Source organism: Dactylosporangium sp. NPDC049140 (genome assembly GCF_040648435.1).
On sequence record NZ_JBEZDS010000005.1, the window covers coordinates 324,723 to 339,227 of the forward strand.

Sequence of the window (14,505 nt, forward strand, 5' to 3'; positions counted from 1 at the left end):
GTGGGAGGTGCACGATGAGCGACGCGCAGGCCGTCCCGATCGAGATCCTGCTGGTCGAGGACGACCCGGGCGACGTGCTCATCACGCGCGAGGCGTTCGCCGAGAACAAGCTGCGCAACCGCCTCACCGTCTGCACCGACGGCGCCGAGGCCCTGCGCTTCCTGCGACGGGTGGGCGAGCACGCGGGCGCGCCGCGGCCGGACATCATCCTGCTGGACCTGAACCTGCCGGGCGTCGACGGGCGGGTCGTGCTCCGGACCGTGCACGCCGACCCGGACCTGAACCGCATCCCGGTCGTCGTGCTCACCTCCTCCACGGCGGAGGAGGACTTCCTGCGCAGCCACGAGCTGCGGGTGGACGACTACGTCGCCAAGCCGGTGGACTTCGCGGGGCTGATGAACGTCGTGCAGCGCATCGAGACCTTCCACATCAGCGTGGAGCGGGCGGCGCGCTGAGCTTGAGATCACGACATGTCGGGCGCTCCGCGCCACGACATGTCGGATTTATCGCCTGACGCCGCTTATTTCATTCCCCACGCCGTTTTTCGGCGGCCTCAGCGCCACTTCTCCGCCGCCGCGGCACTGTTTCTCCGCCCTCCGCGCCGCGGCCTCCGCGCCGTTTCTCCGCCCTCCGCGCCGTTTCTCCGCCCTCCGCGCCGTTTCTCCGCCCTCCGCGCCGTTTCTCCGCCCTCCGCGCCGTTTCTCCGCCCTCCGCGCCGCCCTCCTTGCCGTTTCTCCGGCTCCGCACCGCCCGACCTCCGCACCGCCCTCCTCGCTGTTTCTCCGCTCCGCGCCGCCCTCTGCGCCGCCGGCCTCGGCACGGCCCGCCCTCCGCGCCGCTTTCTCCGTTCTCCACGCCGCCTTCCCCGCCCTCTGCGCCGCTTCCGCCCCTCCGCGCCACCGGCGGCGCCGGGAAAACCCCGCAAGCCCCAACAGACCGCGCATAACCGAAATGCCGGATATGTCGCGGCGCGAAGCGCCCGACATATCCTGAACAATCGCACTCGCGCACCGGCCAAAGTAAAGAATTCTTGACACGGTGTCGGCCTCGCTTTACCTTTGTGGTGTCAAAGATTCTTTACACACGTAGCGAGAGGCCGAGCCATGTCGCATCAGGAGCAGCGCGCCTGGATCTATGCCGTCGTCGCGGTCGTCGTGCCCGTCGGCTACGCGATCGCGCTGCTGGCCCGGGTACCGGCGGAAGGCCTCGCCGCCAGTCACTACGTCGTGCCCCTGCTGGTCGCGATCGGCGCGTCGGTGGTGCTCAACGTCCTCGCCGAAGCCGTCGCGGCCGGCGCCGCGCCCAAGGACGCCAAGGCCGTCGACGAGCGCGACCGGGCGATCGGGCGGCTCGGCGAGTACGTCGCCTTCTACGTCATGAGCATCGCCGCGATCGTGCCGCTGGTGCTGGCCATGCGCGAGGCGCCGTACTTCTGGATCGCCAACTCGCTGTACCTGGCGTTCGCGCTCGCGGCGCTGGTGTCGTCGGTCGTCAAGATCGCCGCGTACCGGCGGGGGATGTAGGGCGTGGGCAAGCCGACCCGCGTCACCAACTCGATCCGGGCGCTGCGTTTCGCGCACGGCGAGATGACCCAGGCCGAGCTCGCGGAGCGCATCGGCGTGACGCGCCAGACCGTCAACGCCATCGAGCAGGGCAAGTACTCCCCCACGCTCGAGGCGGCCTTCCAGATCGCGCGGGCGTTCGGTGTACCGCTCGAGGCGGTCTTCCACTATCCCGAGGAGGAGTCATGAAAGCCGTGATCCGGCAACGGTACGGCGACCCGCTCGAACTTCGCGACGCGCCCACGCCACCGGTCGGGCCCCGCGGGGTGCTCGTCGAGGTGCGCGCGGCCGGCGTCGACCAGGGCGTGTGGCACCTGGCGACCGGACTGCCGTACGCGGTCCGGGTCGCCGGCTTCGGCCTGCGCCGCCCGAAGCAGCCGGTGCTGGGCCTGGACCTGGCGGGCGTCGTGCGCGCCGTGGGGCCGGAGGTCACGCGGTTCCGGCCGGGTGACGAGGTGTTCGGCACCGGCGACGGCACGTACGCGGAGCTGGCCCTCTCCTCCCCGGACCGCCTCGCCCGCAAGCCGGAGACGATCTCGTTCGCGCAGGCCGCGACGGTCGCCGGGTCCGGGGTCGCCGCGCTGCAGGGCCTCCGCGACGCGGGCCGGCTGCGTGCGGGGCAGCGCGTGCTGATCCTGGGCGCGGGCGGCGGGGTGGGCTCGTTCGCGGTACAAATCGCGCGAATACTCGATGCGGAGGTCACCGGGGTGTGCTCGGCCGCCAAGGCCGGCCTCGTGCGCTCGCTCGGCGCGGCGCACGTCGTGGACTACGCGGCGGGCGAGCCCTCGGGCCGCTGGGACCTCATCCTCGACACGGGCGGCGCCCGGCCGCTGCGGACCCTGCGCCGCCTGCTTACCCCGACCGGTTCGCTGGTGATCGTGGGCGCCGAGGGCGGCGGCCGGTGGCTGCAGGGCGCGGACCGCCAGCTGCGCGCGGGCCTGCTCAACGGCTTCACCCGCCAGCACCTGACCGGCCTCATGTCCCGCGCCGCCGCCGAACCCCTGGAGACGCTGGCCTCCTGGATGGAGAACGGCTCGTTGGTACCCGCGGTGGAGCGCACCTTCCCGCTCGCCGAGGCCGCGGAGGCGATCGCCTACCTGCGCGCCGGCCGCCCGCTCGGCAAGGTCGCGCTCACGATCTGAGCTGTGGCGTGCCGCCGCTCCTGCTCCGGACGAAATTTACGAGCCCCGGCACATCGATCCGGTACGGCGGATCGCTCGCGTACTCCGCGATCCGCAACGCCGCCCGGTCCAGCAGCCGGGCGGCGCCGTCCGCGTTGCCGCGCCGCGCGTGCGTGAGCCCCACCGCCAGCTGGGCGAGTCCCCGCCAGAGCTCGCGCTCGCCGTCGGGCGCGGCCTTCCAGGCGGCCTCGAGCACCTCGTGCGCGTGGAACGGCCGCCCCTCGTCGAGCAGCCGCTGGGCCTGTTCGAGCGCCTCCTCGGGCCCGACGACGAGATCGTCGGGCATCGTGGGCACGCCCTCGGCCCCGCGCGGCAGCGGCCGCCCGAGCTCGTCCCGCGGCCGGGAGTTGCGCGCCCGGCCCTCGGTATCGCGGTCACGCTCCATGCCATCGAGCCTATTTCACGATTTTCCGTGACGGTGGAACCGCTCGATGTCGGGCATGATGTACCGCGTGACGCTATGGGAATATGCGCGACTCGAGTACCGTGCGGCGGGCACGCTGGGCACAGACCGGTTCGAGGACTGGGACGCCGTTTTCCACCACCCGGGCGGCGTACAACGCTGGGGCACGGACGAGCGCTTCAACGACCTGCGCCACCTCAACCGCGCGGGCGCGGAGGGCTGGCAGGCGTACGACCGCGCCGCAATGATCATCGGCCAGCCGCACCGCCTGCACGCGGTCACGTACTCCCTGCGCCGCCCGGTCGAGCGCTAGGGGCCTTCCTCCCGGCCGTGTGGTCCCGGAACGTGCAGTCGGAAGGCGGACAGTTACGCGCCTGCACACCTGGGAGCCGGTACGCCTAGCCGGTACCCATCCGGATCCATGGAGGCTCCACCATGACCACACCCGCGCAGCCCGAGCCACAGCCGCAACCCGAGGCCCCCGCGGCGGCCCCCTTCGAAGGGCAGCCGGCGCCCGGGCAGCCCGCGCCGCCGGTCAGGAGCGGCAAGCGCCGGCAGATCACGATCCTGCTCTCGCTCGTCGTCCTGCTCGGCGTGCTCCTCGGCCTCGCCTGGTTCTTCAACCGCGACGCGGCCACGAACGCGAACGTCGGCGACTGCCTGCACAACCCGGGCGACGACAAGCTGAAGATCGTCAAGTGCGACAGCGCCGACGCCGACTACTCGGTGCTCGGCAAGATCTCCGGCAAGGACCAGAGCGAGGCGACCAGCCCGTTCACGTCCGTGTGCGACCAGTGGCCCGACAGCACCAACACGTTCTGGCAGGGCGAGGCGGGCAAGAAGGGCGACGTGCTCTGCCTGAAGAAGACGAAGTAGACCGAAAGGGCCGCGGGACCAAAAAGCCCCGCGGCCCGACAGGGTCAGTACCCCGGGAACACCGCGCGCAGGTCGTCGAGCGAAATCGGGCCGGTGATGCTTACCGACGACGACGTGTACGCCGGCTTGAGCCGCCCCGCCGCCAGCCGCAGCCACTCCTCCAGCGTGAGCGACAGCGTCCCGTCGAGCGGGCCGGCCGGCGCCGCGCCCAGCGTCACCGGGTCGGTGAGGTGCAGGGTCAGGGTCTCGCCGGTGTCCGTCAGCTGCACGAGCAGGTCCGCGGTGCGCCCGTCGAGGTTGGCCGGCTTGGCGATCCAGCCGAACAGGCCCTCGACGCGGTCGCTGATGAGCGCGGCCGCCTCGGGGGCGAGCGCCGCCGACGGGTCGAGGGCCGCGCGCACGTCCCAGTCGTGGTAGCCGTACTCCGTCAGCCGCAGCAGCGCCGAGGTGGCCACGTCGACCGGCTCCGGCATCCAGCCGACGTCGATCTTGTGGGACTCGCGCTGCTCGGGCGTCAGGGCCTCGTACGCCTCGACCAGGCGCTGGTTCGCGACCGGGAACGCGGCCTGGCGCTCCTGAGGGGTCATGCCGTCCCAGCGCGCCCACACGCCCTTGTTGAACTCGAACTCGGGGGCGGGCCGGCCCTCGAGCGAGGCCTGCACGGCCTCCAGGTTGATCTCGGCGCCGCTGCCCAGGTGGCTCACGACCTGCGACACGTCCCACTCGTCGGCCGCCGACGGGCCGGTCAGCTGCTCCGGCGTCAGGCCGGCGACCAGCGCCGACAGGTCGTCGTGGCCCTTGCGGAGGGCGGCGATCGCCTGATCTGCCCGAGTACTCATCAAACCCCCAAAAAGCTTCGGAAACCCGAGATACTTGAAGCATAAACAAAGTCGTGATGCACAACACGCCCTGGGTGCCCGATCAGCAATATTGCGCCAACCGCAACATCAGGTAACTTCACATGGTGAACACGGGGGCTGAGGTTGGTGAACAAGAACACACAACGCGGTTAAGGCCCCGTGCCTGGACTGAACTGCTCCTCGTGCTCGGTCTATTCCTGGCGTACAAGGTCGGGCGGCTCGCCGTCGACGGGCGAGTCGGGGCCGCGTACGCCGACGCCAACCTCGTCTGGCGGCTCGAACGCGCGCTGCGCCTGCCGGACGAGGCCACCGTCCAGCACCTCCTGCTCAGCGCCGAGGCCCTGGTCCGGACCGCCAACGTGTTCTATGCCGTCGTGCACTTTCCCGCCACGATCGCATTCCTGATCTTCATGTACTGCTTCCGCCCGGAACATTACCTGCGGTTCCGGCGCATCCTGGCCTGGCTCACCGCCATCGGGCTCGTCATCCACTTCGTGTTCCCGCTCGCCCCGCCGCGGATGCTCGACGGGCTGGGGCTCGTCGACACCGCCGCCGTGTACGGCCCCAGCGTGTACGGGCCGCCGCAGACCGACACGCTGAGCAACCAGTACGCGGCCATGCCCTCGCTGCACGTCGGCTGGGCCCTGATCGTGGCGGCCGGGCTCATCCACGCCACGAGCTCCCGGTGGCGCTGGCTGTGGCTCGCCCATCCGGTCCTGACCATGCTCGTCGTCGCCGGTACCGCCAACCACTACTGGCTCGACGGGATCATCGCGGCGATCCTCGTCGGGGTGCTGCTCATGGCCACCAGCCGGCAGGAGCACGCCTCCCCCAAGGTCCCGATTCAGCTACGGCGCGAAGCGGTCGAACCGGTACGAGGCACAAAGCTGACATAAAAAGGAACATCCATGCGGTATCAAAGATCGCGTGGATTGGAACCTGCGCACCTGTGCGCGCCGGGGGCACGTGACCTATGCCCCGACCGAGGACACGTTCCGCGAGAAGCTGCACGCCACCACCCCGGTCGGGGCGGCCTGGCGGTGCCTGCGCTGCGGGGACTTCGTGATCGGCGAGCCGCATCAGACCGGCCCTGCCGATCGCGCCCCGATCGTGCTGCGCGGCCGCGCCCTGCGCGACGCGCTGATCCTGCGGCTGCTGTCCCTGGAGCGGTTCTTCAAGGGCCTGTTCTGCCTCGCCGCCGCCTACGGCGTGTTCCACTTCCGCAACCACCGCGACGGCGTCGAGCGGGCCTTCAACGAGGACCTGCCGCTGCTCAAGCCGTTCATGGACAAGGTCGGCTGGAAGTTCGAGGACTCCGCGATGATCCACACCATCCGGACCGTCATCGAGGCCGAGTCCCAGACGCTGCTGTGGGTCGCCGCCGGCCTCGCGCTCTACGGCTCGCTGCAGCTCGTCGAGGGCGTCGGCCTGTGGATGCTGAAGCGCTGGGGCGAGTACTTCGCCGTCGTCGCCACCTCGCTCGGCCTGCCGATCGAGATCTACGAGCTCACCGAGAAGCTCACGTTCACCCGGGTCGGGGCGCTCGTCATCAACATCGTGGCGGTGTTGTACATCCTGCTGTCCAAGCGCCTCTTCGGGCTGCGCGGCGGCCACGCGGCGCACGAGGCCGAGCGGCACGAGACCAGCTTCCTCGAGGTCGAGCTGGCCGCGAACGAGCCCACGCTGCCCCGGGGCCTGCGCATCCCCAAGGCCCCCGCGGGCGTCCGGTAACGGAACAGACGGCAAACTGCCACTGGCGGGACCCGTACCCGCGTCGTATAGTTGAACGCGAGACCGGCATCTTCCCCCGTGGATGCCGGTCTTCTTAATTCCCGGCCGCGGACCGGATCGCGCGGATCGCGTTGAGGTTGTGCTCGCGCGCGCAGGCCTCCAGCGTCGCCGCGTCGTCCTCGCCCCGCGCCAGCCGTTCCAGCAGCGTGTCGTGCTCGTTCACCGCCGTCGCCAGCCGCAGCGCCGGATACAGCGTGACCAGCACCCGCGACGCGTCGATCCGGTCCCAGATCCCGTCCAGCGACTCGATCACGTAGCGGTTGCCGCAGCGGCGGTACAGCGCCCGGTGGAACCGCCGGTGCAGCGCCATCACCAGCGCGTGGTCGATCGGGCCGGCCGAGGCCGCCTCCCGCAGCTGCGTGTTGTACCCGCGCGCCTCCTGCAGGTCCTCCGGCGACACCCGCGTCGCCGCGGCCGCGAACGCGTACCCGTCCAGCAGCGCCAGCATCCGGACGAGCTGCTCCCACTCGTCGTCCTGCAGCATGGCCACCCGCGCGCCGACGTTGCGCTCGAAGTGCACCAGGCCCTCGGCCTCCAGGCGGCGGATCGCCTCGCGCACCGGCACCGGGGACACGTCCAGCTCGCGCGCCAGGCTGCTGAGCACCAGGCGCTTTCCCGGGCCGAACCGGCCGTCGATGATGCGTTCACGGATCTCGCGGTACGCGAGCTCGTGCTTGGACGGCACTGGCTGCACGCGGCACATCCCACTCTTGACAGGGCCCGGGAAGGGCACAATCATATACGATAATCATATACGATGAGACGGCGGTCCGGCCGGTTAAGACGGGGGCGGCCGGACCGCCGGCGCGTCGGTCACGAGTCCGTCATCGTAAGACCCAGCTCGCGGGCCGACACCTCCCGCATCTCGACCTTGCGGACCTTGCCCGTCACGGTCATCGGGAACGCATCGACGATCTTGACGTACCGCGGGACCTTGTAGTGCGCGAGCCGCCCGGCGCAGTAGTCCCGCACGACCTCGGCGGTCAGCGGCGCGGCCCCGTCGCGCAGGCGCACCCAGGCCATGAGCTCCTCGCCGTAGCGCTCGTCCGGCACGCCGATCACCTGCACGTCGACGATGTCGGGATGGCCGTAGAGAAACTCCTCGACCTCCCGCGGGTACACGTTCTCGCCCCCGCGGATCACGAGGTCCTTGATCCGCCCGACGATGTTGACGTACCCATCCGCGTCCATCGTCGCCAGGTCCCCCGTGTGCATCCACCGGGCCGCGTCCACGGCCGCCGCGGTGGCGTCGGGCTGGCGCCAGTAGCCGAGCATCACGCTGTACCCCCGCGTGCACAGCTCCCCCGCCTCGCCCCGCGGCATCAGCAGACCGGTCAGCGGGTCGACGATCTTCACCTCGAGGTGCGGCCCGACCCGCCCGACGGTCGACACCCGCCGCTCCAGGTCGTCGTCGCGGGCCGTCTGGGTCGACACCGGCGAGGTCTCGGTCATGCCGTAGCAGATCGTCACCTCGGTCATGCCCATGTCGGCGATGACCCGCTTCATCACGTGCACCGGGCACGGCGAGCCGGCCATCACGCCGGTGCGCAGCGTCGACAGGTCGTAGGAGGCGAAGTCGGGCAGCGCCAGCTCGGCGATGAACATCGTCGGCACTCCGTAGAGGACCGTGCAACGCTCCCGCTGTACCGCCGCCAGGGTCTCCGCCGGATCGAAGGCCCGCGCCGGGATGACCATGCACGCGCCGTGGGTGGTCGCGCCCAGGTTCCCCATCACCATGCCGAAGCAGTGGTAGAACGGCACCGGCAGGCAGACCCGGTCGGCCTCCGTCCAGCCCTGCGCCTCGGCCACGAAGAAGCCGTTGTTGAGGATGTTGTGGTGCGACAGGGTCGCGCCCTTCGGGAAGCCCGTCGTGCCCGAGGTGTACTGGATGTTGATCGGGTCGTCGAAGGCCAGCGTCGCCTCGCGCTCCCGCAGCGCCTCCTCGGGGGCCTGTTCGGAGCGCAGCGCGGCCCAGTCGGCCGAGTCGATGAACACCACGTCGGCGAGGCCCGGGCGCACCTCGGCCACCATGGCCCGGTAGTCGGAGGTCTTGAGGCGCTCGGCCGAGACGAGCAGGCCCACGCCGGACTGCTCGAGCACGTACGCCAGCTCGTGGGTCCGGTACGCCGGGTTGATGTTGACCAGGATCGCGCCGATCTTGGCGGTGGCGTACTGCAGGATCGTCCACTCCGGACAGTTCGGGGCCCAGATGCCGACCCGGTCGCCCTTGGCGATGCCGCGGGCGAGCAGGCCCCGCGCCACCCCCTCGACCTCGGCCAGGAACTCGCGGTAGGTCCACCGCCGGCCGGTCGGGACGTCGACGAGGGCGTCGGCGCCGGGCACGCGGGCGGCGGTGCGGTCGAGGCTGGCGCCGATGGTCTCACCCAGCATCGGCCCGTCGGCGGGGCCGACGGAGTAGGACAACAGTGTCATGCCCCGCAACGATGCCACCGCACTGCGCAAAAAGCACCGGGAACCTAAGCTGAGCAGGATGGGCGACACGGAGGTCAGCCGCGACCTGGCGGCGGTCGACTGGGCGGCGACCCCGCTCGGGCCGCCGGAGTCGTGGCCGCACAGCCTGCGCTCGGCCGTGCGCATCATGCTCGACTCCCGCTTCGCGATGTGGATGGCGTGGGGGCCGGAGCTGACCTTCCTGTGCAACGACGCCTACCGGCGCGACACGCTCGGCAAGAAGTACCCGTGGGCGCTGGGCCGGCCCGCGCACGAGGTCTGGGCCGAGGCGTGGCACGAGGCCGGGCCGCGCATCCGCACCGTGCTCGAGACCGGGAAGGCGACCTGGGACGAGGGGCTGCGGCTGTTCCTCGGGCGCAGCGGGTTCACCGAGGAGACGTACCACACCTTCTCCTACAGCCCGCTCGCCGACGACGACGGTACCGTCGCCGGGATGTTGTGCGTGGTCACGGAGACCACCGAGCGGGTCGTCGCCGAGCGGCGCCTGGCCACGCTGCGCGACCTCGGGGCCGGGCTCGCCGCGGCGACGGGCGAGCCGCAGCTGCTGGCGGCGGTCGAGCGGGCCCTCGCCACCCGGTCCGACGATCTGCCCTTCACGCTGGTGTACCTGTACAAGGACGGCATTGCCGGGCTCGCCGCCGCGACCGGGGTCCCCGCCGGCCACCCGTGCACCGACCCGCGCGTGTGGCCGGGGGCCGACGGTGCCCCGCTCACCGCCGGCGGGCTGGACGGGCTGCCGTCCGGCGCGTGGGACGAGCCGCCGACCGAGGCCCGGATCGTCGCCCTGCCCCGGCCCGGCGGCGGGCGCCCGTACGGGTTCCTGGTCGCGGGCCTGAACCGGTACCGGCCCTTCGACGCCGCCTACGCGGGCTTCGTCGACCTCGTCGCCGGGCAGATCGCGGCCCGGCTGAGCACCGCCCGGGCGTTCGCGTCGCAGCGCCGCCGGGCCGAGAGCCTCGCCGAGCTCGACCGGGCCAAGACCGCCTTCTTCACCAACGTCAGCCACGAGTTCCGCACCCCGCTGACCCTGCTGCTCGGCCCGGCCGAGGACGCCCTCGCCGACCAGGCCGAGCCGCTGCCGCCGGGCCAGCGGGGCCGGGTCGAGGTGGTACGCCGCAACGCCGAGCGGTTGCTCAAGCTCGTCAGCACGCTGCTGGACTTCTCGCAGCTGGAGTCCGGCCGGCTCGAGCCGCACCGCGAGGCGCTGGACCTGGCCCGGCTCACCGCCGAGCTGGCCGCCCTCTTCGCCCCGGCCGCCGGACGCGCCGGGCTGCGCCTCGACGTCGACTGCCCGCCGCTGCCCCGTCCGGTCCACGCCGACCGTGACATGTGGACCAAGATCGTGCTCAACCTGCTGTCGAACGCGCTGAAGTTCACGTTCACCGGCACGATCACCGTCCGGCTCGCCACCGCCGGCGACGAGCACGTCGAGCTGACCGTCACCGACACCGGCGTGGGCGTCGACCCGGGCGACCAGGCGCGGCTCTTCGAGCGCTTCCACCGGGTGCAGGGCGCCCGCGCCCGCACGCACGAGGGCTCCGGGATCGGCCTCGCGCTGGTCGCCGAGCTGACCGCCCTGCACGGCGGCGTGGCGAGCGTGCACAGCGCGGCCGGCGCGGGCTCGACCTTCACCGTCCGCATCCCCGTCGGGTCCGGCCCGGCGACGCCCGCGCACGATTCGCCGGTACCGCAGGTGCACGGCTACGTCGCCGAGGTCGAGCGATGGGTCGGCGCCCCCGCGACCGCCCCGCCCGCGCGCCCCGACCCGGACGCGCCCCGCGTCCTCGTCGTCGACGACAACGCGGACATGCGCGACTACATCCGCCGCGTCCTCGGCGCCGACTACCAGGTGTTGGAGGCGGCTGACGGGGTACAGGCGCTGCGGTTGCTGCGGGCCGACCCGCCCGACCTCGTGCTGACCGATGTGATGATGCCCAACCTCGACGGCTTCGGCCTCATCGCGGCCGTGCGCGCCGACGGTCCCGGGCACCTGCCGGTCATCCTGCTCTCGGCCCGGGCCGGGGACGAGGCCACCGTCGAGGGCCTCGACGCCGGCGCCGACGACTACCTGGTCAAGCCGTTCAGCCCGCGGGAGCTGCGGGCGCGGGTGCGGGCCAACCTCGAGTTCGAGCGGGTCCGGCGTACGCGCGACGAGCTGCAGCGCAGCCGCGTCCTGCTCGACCAGGCCCAGCGCCTGGCCGCGGTCGGCTCGTGGGAGCTCGACCTGGACAGCGGCGACATCCACGGCTCCGACGAGTTCCTGCGCCAGTTCGCCGTCACCCCGGAGCAGCTGCTCGACGAGCAGGGCCGGCAGCTCATCAACCGCCGCGTCCACCCCGACGACCGCGCCCGCGTCGACGAGGCCATCGACGCCGCGGTCGACGGCGAGCCGCTGGACTACGAGTCACGGGTGGAGATGGCCGACGGTACCGTGCGAATCTTCCGCACCCGCGGCGAGCTCGAGCGCGACGCCACCGGCCGCCCCGTGCGGCTGCGCGGCTCCAACCAGGACATCACCGAGCAGCGCCGGGCCGAGCAGGCCCTGGCCGCCGCGGCCGCCGCGCAGGAGGCCGCGGCCCGCGAGCACAGCATCGCCGACCAGCTCCAGCGCAGCCTCCTGCCGCCGGTGACGCTGGCCCCCGAGCACCTCGAGCTCGCCGCCTACTACCGGCCGGGCGTCGCGGGCACCCAGGTCGGCGGGGACTGGTACGACGTCATCGAGCTCGGCGCCGACCGCACCGCCCTCGTCATGGGCGACGTGATGGGCCGGGGTGTACCCGCCGCCGCGGTCATGGGCCAGCTGCGCGCCGCGGTGCGCGCCTACGCCCGGCTCGACCTGCCGCCGGCCGACGTGCTGGAGTACCTCGACGGCGTCGTGCGGGACCTGAGCGAGGACCAGATCGTCACCTGCGTCTACGCCGTGTACGACCCGGGCGAGCGCAGCCTGACCTACGCCAACGCCGGGCACCTCCCCCCGCTGCTGCTGCGGCCTGGTTCGGCGCCGCGCCCGCTGACCTCGTCCGGCCCGCCGCTGGGCACCGGCCCGCTGACCCTGGCCGAGGAGCGCGTCGAGCTCCCGGTCGGCGCACTGCTCACGTTGTACACCGACGGCCTGGTCGAGCACCGCGACCGCGACCTGGACGCGGGCATCTTCGCCCTGGCCGCCCTCGTCGGCGACCTGCAGGGCCCGCTCGCCGACGCCCCGGACCGCCTCGTGAGCCGCCTGCTCCCGGACGGCCCCGACGACGACATCACGCTGCTCATGACCCGAATCGTCGGCAAGCCGGGCGAGGAGCAGTCGGTGATCCGGGACATCCCGGCCCACGAGCGTGCCGTACGCGACGCGCGCCGCCTGGTCGGCACGACGCTGCGCCGCTGGGACGCCCCGCAACGCGTGGTCGACGACCTGGTCCTGATCGTGAGCGAACTGGCCGCGAACGCGGTCCTGCACGGCCGCCCGCCGATCCAGCTCCGCCTGCGCCGCACCCAGACCCATGTGGTGCTGGAGCTGCACGACACGGCCCCGTACCTGCCGCGCAAACAACGCCCCACCCCGGACGACGAACACGGGCGGGGGCTGCAGCTGGTGGCTTCGCTGTGCGACCGCTGGGGAACTCGCCCCACCGCCGACGGCAAGGCCGTCTGGTGCATGCGGAGTGTTTTTTAGCTGTCTTTCAGCTCGCTGGCGCTCGCGTTGGGGGAGCTTCGCTCCACCCATACCCCGGCTGAATTCCTAGCTCGCTGCGCTCGCGTTGGGGGAGCTTCGCTCCACCCAAACCCCAGCTGAATTCCTAGCTCGCTGCGCTCGCGTTGGGGGAGCTTCGCTCCACCCAAACCCCCTCAAGACCAGCACCGGGGCGCTCTGGCGGCGAATGAGTGCGCTCGGCGCGGGCGGCTTACCTGGACGGGGGGCTGACAAACGACGCTCGGCCGATGGTGCGCGGACGCCTCCGGCTCCCGCAACGGGTAAGCGTGGTCCCTGTTCGTTGTTGCTTGCGGTTATGCCTCTTGGCCGTTGTTTGCCGCGGGTTCGTGCGGGTCGTCATTCGGTGGTCCCGGACCTTGCGCCGTTACCCGCCGTGAACCTCGACGGCTACCTCGTGGTGGCTGACCCGCTCGTCCCATCGGCTCAGCGCCCGCCGGGCGGTCTCCTCGACTACGGCGACCTCGAAGTCTTCCCCGGCAAACCCGCGCACGTCGTCGAGCCCGCCGAAGTACACAATGGAGGTGAAGAGCACCTCGCCCCCGTCGGCCGAGCGCAGCAGCCGCGCCCCGAGGAACCCGGCCACCTGCCGCAGATGCGCCGCGACCTCGCCCTCGTAGTGCCGCTGATAGTCATCCGCCGTGGCGACCGGCGCCCACCCCCGCCAGACCCGAGCAATCATGCGCCCCCCTGTCGTCCTCTACCGGTGCGACACTAACAACCCATGTTCGTCGATCAGACCCCGTTCCCGTTCCTGAAGGACCTGTGCGGCGCGTGGCAAGCCATCCGCGCCGAGTGCGCCGCGCTGCCCGGGGACGCGTTCGAGCCGTGGGTCCAGCGCGAGATGTACGGCCAGGGCTGGAGCACCTACGGCCTGGTCGCGTTCGGCACGCGCATCGAGGAGGCGCTGGCCGCCTGCCCGCACACCGCCGCCGCACTGGCCCGCGTCCCCGGCCTCACCACCGCGGCGTTCTCGCGCCTGGTGCCCGGCACCCACATCCGCCCGCACGAGGGCTGGGTCACCACCGTCTACCGCGCACACCTGGGTCTGGTCGTGCCGCCCGGCGAGTGCGCCCTGCGCGTCGGCGGCCAGACCCGCGCCTGGACCGAGGGCGAGACCCTGGTCTTCGACGACACGGCGGAGCACGAGGCCTGGAACTACACCGAGGCCGTGCGGATCGTGCTGCTGTTCGACTTCCTGCGCCCCGGCCACACCCTGGACGAGATGGACGAGCTGCCACCCGAGGTGGCGGCCGCATTGCACCGCCGCCGCAAAGGACAATGAGGATTTCGGCACCGCCGGTTTTCGGAGGCGTGGGCGGAATGCGCAATCCGGCGATCGACGTTCGATTGTTCCGCGCTTCGGGCCCCGCTGTGGAGCGGGATCCCCGTCGTGGACGACGGTGGCCCGCTCGACCGAGGGCTCCTCCGGCGGGGCGGGAGGTTCGGCCATCTCGACCGGCTGGACTGGGCATTCGACCTGCTCAGCGGGCAGTTCGGACGGCTTCGGCGCGAGAGCTTCCCGGGCCCGCTGCGCGAAGTAGGCGTCCGCCGCCTCGACACTGCCGAACTTGTCGCAAAGCTTCTTCCGATGCCGCTCTTCAAGCCCCCAATCGCGACGCCGCCGGTGTTCCTTCCGAAACTTCTCACCAGCAGG

General features: G+C 71.8%; 16 protein-coding genes. 11 read left to right on the forward strand and 5 right to left on the reverse strand.

The window, feature by feature from the left end; genetic code table 11:
• The first annotated feature begins 14 nt into the window (after positions 1–14).
• From AB0B76_RS12095 to AB0B76_RS12110, 4 genes are all read left to right on the forward strand, one after another.
• Positions 15–455: a response regulator gene (locus tag AB0B76_RS12095; RefSeq protein WP_360373581.1), complete on the forward strand. Its 441-nt coding sequence runs from the start codon at positions 15–17 to the stop codon at positions 453–455.
• Positions 456–1,103: 648 nt separating this feature from the next.
• Positions 1,104–1,523: a hypothetical protein gene (locus tag AB0B76_RS12100; RefSeq protein WP_360373584.1), complete on the forward strand. Its 420-nt coding sequence runs from the start codon at positions 1,104–1,106 to the stop codon at positions 1,521–1,523.
• 3 nt (positions 1,524–1,526) lie between these two features.
• Entirely contained in the window at positions 1,527–1,751 is a 225-nt protein-coding gene (locus tag AB0B76_RS12105; RefSeq protein ID WP_360373587.1) for a helix-turn-helix transcriptional regulator, read from the forward strand.
• Positions 1,748–2,704: an NAD(P)-dependent alcohol dehydrogenase gene (locus tag AB0B76_RS12110; RefSeq protein ID WP_360373590.1), complete on the forward strand. Its 957-nt coding sequence runs from the start codon at positions 1,748–1,750 to the stop codon at positions 2,702–2,704. The genes AB0B76_RS12105 and AB0B76_RS12110 overlap by 4 nt, the downstream gene beginning before the upstream one ends.
• Here AB0B76_RS12110 and AB0B76_RS12115 read toward each other — a convergent pair.
• Positions 2,694–3,128 carry a DUF309 domain-containing protein gene (locus AB0B76_RS12115; RefSeq protein ID WP_360373593.1) on the reverse strand — a complete coding sequence of 145 codons (435 nt, stop codon included), beginning with the start codon at positions 3,126–3,128 and terminating at the stop codon, positions 2,694–2,696. The two genes, AB0B76_RS12110 and AB0B76_RS12115, sit on opposite strands and share 11 nt — an antisense overlap.
• 67 nt (positions 3,129–3,195) lie before the next feature.
• Here AB0B76_RS12115 and AB0B76_RS12120 point away from each other — a divergent pair, with 67 nt between their 5' ends.
• Both AB0B76_RS12120 and AB0B76_RS12125 read left to right on the forward strand, forming a co-directional pair.
• A complete protein-coding gene (locus tag AB0B76_RS12120) occupies positions 3,196–3,459 on the forward strand; it encodes a hypothetical protein (protein ID WP_360373596.1) in 264 nt (87 codons plus the stop codon).
• A 122-nt stretch (positions 3,460–3,581) separates the two neighbouring features.
• Positions 3,582–4,022 (forward strand): hypothetical protein, encoded by a 441-nt coding sequence (locus tag AB0B76_RS12125; RefSeq protein ID WP_360373599.1) that lies wholly within the window; start codon positions 3,582–3,584, stop codon positions 4,020–4,022.
• 44 nt (positions 4,023–4,066) lie between these two features.
• Here AB0B76_RS12125 and AB0B76_RS12130 read toward each other — a convergent pair whose 3' ends face one another.
• Entirely contained in the window at positions 4,067–4,861 is a 795-nt protein-coding gene (locus tag AB0B76_RS12130; protein ID WP_360373602.1) for a maleylpyruvate isomerase family mycothiol-dependent enzyme, read from the reverse strand.
• Positions 4,862–5,064: 203 nt separating this feature from the next.
• On the opposite strand from AB0B76_RS12130, the gene AB0B76_RS12135 reads away from it, so the two are divergent.
• Both AB0B76_RS12135 and AB0B76_RS12140 read left to right on the forward strand, forming a co-directional pair.
• Entirely contained in the window at positions 5,065–5,778 is a 714-nt protein-coding gene (locus AB0B76_RS12135) for a phosphatase PAP2 family protein (protein ID WP_360373605.1), read from the forward strand.
• Positions 5,779–5,809: 31 nt separating this feature from the next.
• Positions 5,810–6,613, forward strand: coding sequence for a DUF2127 domain-containing protein (locus tag AB0B76_RS12140; RefSeq protein ID WP_360373608.1), 804 nt, complete (start codon positions 5,810–5,812; stop codon positions 6,611–6,613).
• A 94-nt stretch (positions 6,614–6,707) separates the two neighbouring features.
• Here AB0B76_RS12140 and AB0B76_RS12145 read toward each other — a convergent pair whose 3' ends face one another.
• Positions 6,708–7,367 (reverse strand): GntR family transcriptional regulator, encoded by a 660-nt coding sequence (locus tag AB0B76_RS12145; RefSeq protein ID WP_360373610.1) that lies wholly within the window; start codon positions 7,365–7,367, stop codon positions 6,708–6,710.
• Between the two features lie 119 nt (positions 7,368–7,486).
• A complete protein-coding gene (locus AB0B76_RS12150) occupies positions 7,487–9,106 on the reverse strand; it encodes an AMP-binding protein (RefSeq protein WP_360373613.1) in 1,620 nt (539 codons plus the stop codon).
• Between the two features lie 58 nt (positions 9,107–9,164).
• On the opposite strand from AB0B76_RS12150, the gene AB0B76_RS12155 reads away from it, so the two are divergent.
• Positions 9,165–12,812: a SpoIIE family protein phosphatase gene (locus AB0B76_RS12155; RefSeq protein ID WP_360373616.1), complete on the forward strand. Its 3,648-nt coding sequence runs from the start codon at positions 9,165–9,167 to the stop codon at positions 12,810–12,812.
• Positions 12,813–13,215: 403 nt separating this feature from the next.
• On the opposite strand, the gene AB0B76_RS12160 is transcribed toward AB0B76_RS12155, so the two are convergent.
• Positions 13,216–13,530 (reverse strand): antibiotic biosynthesis monooxygenase, encoded by a 315-nt coding sequence (locus tag AB0B76_RS12160; RefSeq protein WP_360373619.1) that lies wholly within the window; start codon positions 13,528–13,530, stop codon positions 13,216–13,218.
• 42 nt (positions 13,531–13,572) lie between these two features.
• On the opposite strand from AB0B76_RS12160, the gene AB0B76_RS12165 reads away from it, so the two are divergent.
• Positions 13,573–14,133, forward strand: coding sequence for an aspartyl/asparaginyl beta-hydroxylase domain-containing protein (locus tag AB0B76_RS12165; protein ID WP_360373621.1), 561 nt, complete (start codon positions 13,573–13,575; stop codon positions 14,131–14,133).
• Positions 14,134–14,241: 108 nt separating this feature from the next.
• The coding region (locus AB0B76_RS12170) for a hypothetical protein (RefSeq protein ID WP_360373624.1) at positions 14,242–14,505 on the forward strand (264 nt) is incomplete at its 3' end.

Coding starts and splice junctions, on each gene's coding strand:
- AB0B76_RS12155 (WP_360373616.1), top strand. CDS start 9,165: ATGGGCGACACGGAGGTCAGCCGCGACCTGGCGGCGGTCGACTGGGCG.
- AB0B76_RS12150 (WP_360373613.1), bottom strand. CDS start 9,106: ATGACACTGTTGTCCTACTCCGTCGGCCCCGCCGACGGGCCGATGCTG.
- AB0B76_RS12110 (WP_360373590.1), top strand. CDS start 1,748: ATGAAAGCCGTGATCCGGCAACGGTACGGCGACCCGCTCGAACTTCGC.
- AB0B76_RS12130 (WP_360373602.1), bottom strand. CDS start 4,861: ATGAGTACTCGGGCAGATCAGGCGATCGCCGCCCTCCGCAAGGGCCAC.
- AB0B76_RS12160 (WP_360373619.1), bottom strand. CDS start 13,530: ATGATTGCTCGGGTCTGGCGGGGGTGGGCGCCGGTCGCCACGGCGGAT.
- AB0B76_RS12165 (WP_360373621.1), top strand. CDS start 13,573: ATGTTCGTCGATCAGACCCCGTTCCCGTTCCTGAAGGACCTGTGCGGC.
- AB0B76_RS12115 (WP_360373593.1), bottom strand. CDS start 3,128: ATGGAGCGTGACCGCGATACCGAGGGCCGGGCGCGCAACTCCCGGCCG.
- AB0B76_RS12100 (WP_360373584.1), top strand. CDS start 1,104: ATGTCGCATCAGGAGCAGCGCGCCTGGATCTATGCCGTCGTCGCGGTC.
- AB0B76_RS12125 (WP_360373599.1), top strand. CDS start 3,582: ATGACCACACCCGCGCAGCCCGAGCCACAGCCGCAACCCGAGGCCCCC.
- AB0B76_RS12095 (WP_360373581.1), top strand. CDS start 15: ATGAGCGACGCGCAGGCCGTCCCGATCGAGATCCTGCTGGTCGAGGAC.